The organism is Campylobacter sp. BCW_6467, from assembly GCF_001762855.1.
In the GTDB taxonomy this organism is placed as follows: Bacteria; Campylobacterota; Campylobacteria; order Campylobacterales; family Campylobacteraceae; genus Campylobacter_D; species Campylobacter_D jejuni.
The window spans coordinates 1-3,957 of the sequence record NZ_MJXP01000019.1 but is presented as its reverse complement, the minus strand read 5'-3'; the positions used below and the strand labels follow the sequence as shown (position 1 = coordinate 3,957).

General features: G+C 25.4%; 4 protein-coding genes. All 4 read left to right on the top strand.

Annotated elements, in window-relative coordinates; all coding sequences use genetic code 11:
• The first annotated feature begins 469 nt into the window (after window positions 1-469).
• Entirely contained in the window at window positions 470-1,102 is a 633-nt protein-coding gene (locus tag AJ888_RS02100; protein WP_070296109.1) for a hypothetical protein, read from the top strand.
• A 198-nt stretch (window positions 1,103-1,300) separates the two neighbouring features.
• Window positions 1,301-2,728 (top strand): contractile injection system protein, VgrG/Pvc8 family, encoded by a 1,428-nt coding sequence (locus AJ888_RS02095; RefSeq protein ID WP_308202995.1) that lies wholly within the window; start codon window positions 1,301-1,303, stop codon window positions 2,726-2,728.
• 49 nt (window positions 2,729-2,777) lie between these two features.
• Complete coding sequence (locus AJ888_RS02090) at window positions 2,778-3,590, top strand: ankyrin repeat domain-containing protein (RefSeq protein ID WP_070296107.1); 813 nt, start codon at window positions 2,778-2,780, stop codon at window positions 3,588-3,590.
• A 68-nt stretch (window positions 3,591-3,658) separates the two neighbouring features.
• A partial coding sequence (locus tag AJ888_RS02085) for a hypothetical protein (protein ID WP_180753240.1) occupies window positions 3,659-3,957 on the top strand: 299 nt, incomplete at its 3' end.

The following is a 3,957-nucleotide window of genomic DNA, read 5'->3' as shown; positions in this document are numbered from 1 at the left end:
AATCGTGCCAGAATGATTAAACAAAATAGAATTAGCTTTGTGTAAATACTTTCCTTATGATTTAATATAAAAAGATTTTTAGTTATAATTTTTCATTTTATATTTAAGGAAAAATTTATAGAATATTTAAAACTTTTACAAAGACGTTGGAAAGAAGCTTATGAAGCTATACCTAAACTTTATGAAACACCCGATGGGTTAATAATAAATTTCACCCTAAGTGAAGATACAGATACTATTCTTTTTAAAAAACCTTGGGAAAATTTTGAATTAGATGATGAAGATAAAGAAGCCAAATGGAGATTAAGCTTTTTTAGCATTAGCGAAGATAAACCTTTAGGATATATTTAGAATATAAAGAAGCTTTAGAGAAATTACAAGATTTTTCTTTAATTCAATCAGAAGAAAGGATTTTAATTAGAGCAATGAGTTTAGAAGAGCTTGAAAGTTTAGAGCTTAAAGGGTGGTAATGCTTCCTCAAGCTATATTTTTAAATAAACTTGTAGAATTTTTATCTGATGAGAATTTAGATATTGTAAATATGAAAAAAGGTGTAGATAAAATTTTTTCTAAAAAAGATTTTTACGCTATATTAGAATTAAATATTAAAATTATGAATATAGCGAAATTAATTTTTAAAAGTGATGAAAAATTAAATATATTATTACCACAAACTTCTGATTATAAGAACACAAATTATTTTCTTCAAGAATTAGAGTTAAAAAAAGAAATGGATGTTAATCTTAATGATTTAAAAAATTGTGATAATAAAAAAATAATAGAAATAATAAAGCAAGAATATCAAAATAATCTGATTAAAGAATTGGATATTAATTCTCAAAAAGAAAAAATCAAAATACTTTTTATTATTAATGAAGTGCCAAAATTTTTAAAATCAATCTATAAAGAATGTGAGTTTAAAGAATATGGATTAGCAAATTATTTGGAATTGGATGAAATTTGGGATTTTTATGAAAATAATATTAGATATTTTACTATTTTAACTCCTATGGGTGCAAATAAAATAAAATTGCGTTTAGAAAATACACAAAACAGCGAAAAAGAACCCAATATCATAGAAGTAAATTTAGATAAAAAATAGATTTTAATAACAAAAATAAGCAATTTCTTTTTCTACTCAAATTTAGACTATTTGTGTTAAAATAATAAATATAAAAATTAAAAACATAGTGAAATTATAAACACCATAAACTCAACCCCCAAAAGGATCTTCAATGTCTCTTAATTCTTATATGAGTCTTAATATATCAAATTCTACTTCAAATCCCCTACCCTTTAAATCACTAAAGCCATTATCAAAGAAAGTCTTGAAGAGCTTTTTTCTATAGAATGTGAAGGTTTTTTTGAAAGTTTAGATGAAAGCTTATTTAATCTAAGTCAAGATTTTAATTTTCATCCTAATGTTTTAATCGATCAAGAAGCTATTTTAAGTATTCATAATCCTTATGAAAACAATACTTTAAATTTTGACACAAATGAAGTTAAAAATTATAAGGGAATTATCACTTATATAAAATATCTAGGCATTAATCATGAAAGTGCTTTAAATATTAATGATAGCGCTTCAAATACTAAGCAAATAAAATACAAGCATTTTTTTTCTTTTAAGCTTCAATCAGTCTTGATAAGACTTTCTTTAAATAAAGCCAATCGTATTTATACTCATACTAATATTATAGAAGTGATTAAACAAACCCTTGGTTTTTATCAAGACATCTTACATAAAGAAATTGATTATTCTAATATACATTTTAATTATGAAGAACAAGAACTCATTTCTCAATACAATGAAAGTGATTTAGACTTTATTACAAGATTAAGCCATAATAATGGAATCTTTTTTTATGAAGATGAGAACACTATTTATTTTTGTGATGTATATAAAAATGTAAAAAATAAAGAAATTGAGTATAATCCTAATATTAATAATATTTTAAATCAAGCTTGTATTTCTTCTATTTATAAAGAGCAAAGTTTAAGAACTAATTCTTTTACACATTCTAGTATTAATGCCAATACTCCTTTAAATCTTTTATCTTTACACTCTAGTAAAGTTCCTTATGAACAAGAACTTAATAACAAAGCTTATTATAATGAACATTTTTATGAGAGTGAATATTCTTTTACAAAAAGCATTGATTTAAAGACTAAGCCTTCTCTTAAAGAAAAAAGAGCCTTAGTATTAAATGAAAGCTTACTAGCAAAAAGTAATATTTATCATCTTAGCTTAGGAGATTTTATCACTTTAAATTATAAGGAGTTTAATCATCAAGAAGAAATAAAAAATCAAGATGAAGAAAAACAAGATAAAGCTTCTTTGCTTAAAGACTTTATTATTATTGCTAATACTCAAATCTTAATTGATGATGCCATCTTAGCTAATTCTATTAATACGAATGATCATTTAAATTTAAAAGATTTAAATTTAAGTAAATCTTATTCTAATACTTTAACTTTACTAAAAAAGAATATTATCTTTACTCCAAGTTTTAAAGCTAAGAAAAATTGCTCTTTTACAGCTGATAATGTAAATACTATGGCAAATCAAGAAAGTGTTTTAACAGCACAAAAACAAATCGTTTCTAGGGTAGGAAATACAACTATTACACAAACAAAAGATAAAATTATACTCCAAGTAGGAACAACACAAGTGATTATAGATAGCAAAGGTTTAAGGGTAAAAGGAGGTGATTTAAGAGCGGATTAAAAGCAATTTTCTTAAAATTAAAACTAAATTTACAAAGAAAGGAAAAACAATGAAAACCTTAGAAGAATTAATAGCTTTAGAAGAAAAATATCTAAAAGAATTATGTTTAGAATTTTATGATCTTGTAGAGGCTAACAAACTTGAAGAAGTTAAAGAATTTTTAAAAGATTATCCTGTACCTGAAATATTTTTTGAAAAATGCTATACACCTTATTGGGATAGAGAAAACAAAAGAGCTATTATCGATCCTGTTATCGCTTTAGCTTGTGCAGGAATTGCTTATGATAAGAGTCAAAGTTTTGAAATGATGGAGTATTTTGAGAGTTTAGGACTTAAAGCTGATGAAGTGTGCTTTGGATACAATGCACTCAGTAGGTATATTGATAGAGATGGAAAAAATAAAGAAGTGATAGAGTATTTTTTTAAAAAAGGATGCACATTTGAAACTTATAATGAAAAACATGGTAGCACTCCTTTACATGTTTGGATATTGCTTAATCAGCCAAATTATTTAGAAGAAGCTTTAAAATTAGGAGCAAATCCTAATATGAGAAGTATTAAAACAGAAAATGAATTTAGTTTTAGCGATGCAGGAGAAACCCTTTTACATAGAGCTGCAGGAAGTAAAGAAAAGCCTATAGGAGCTTGTGTGGAAGTGCTAATCCAATATGGAGCTGATGTCAATGCTGCTAATTGCACTATCAATGAAACTAAAGATGATAAAATTGATTATTTTGAACCTAATACTCCATTAGATAAGGCTATTTCTTTTGGGATAAATAAAAATAAAACAATCTTAAAAAAGCAGGTGCTAAGACTTGGGAACAATTGGTTAAAGAATACAATATTGATACGAGTTTAGAGAGACCAGAACAAATTAAAATGTATGAAGAAAGAAGAAAGATAAAAAAATAATAAAAAGGAGATATTATGGAATTTGATGTTGAAATTTTAGACAATCTTGAGAATTTTAAAGAATTCTTAAAAACAAAACCTAGCAAAGAAGTTTTGCAGGCTGTTAATTCTCATTTAGAGGGTTTTTTAAGTGATGCGTATGATCATATCGATCCAGAAGAATACGAAGTCGCTTTTGAAGAAGAAACAGGAATATCTTATCGTGATGCTACTGAGGAAGAATTTGATGAGTGGTTTATTACAAATGTACTTTGCTTTGAAGATTTAAGTGAGATTTGCAAAATTCTTCGATCACTTTTAGAGGCTAAAGATTT

Bases quoted from the DNA above. Each gene is read 5' to 3' on its own strand.
- AJ888_RS02100 (WP_070296109.1), top strand. From the start codon at position 470: ATGCTTCCTCAAGCTATATTTTTAAATAAACTTGTAGAATTTTTATCT.
- AJ888_RS02090 (WP_070296107.1), top strand. From the start codon at position 2,778: ATGAAAACCTTAGAAGAATTAATAGCTTTAGAAGAAAAATATCTAAAA.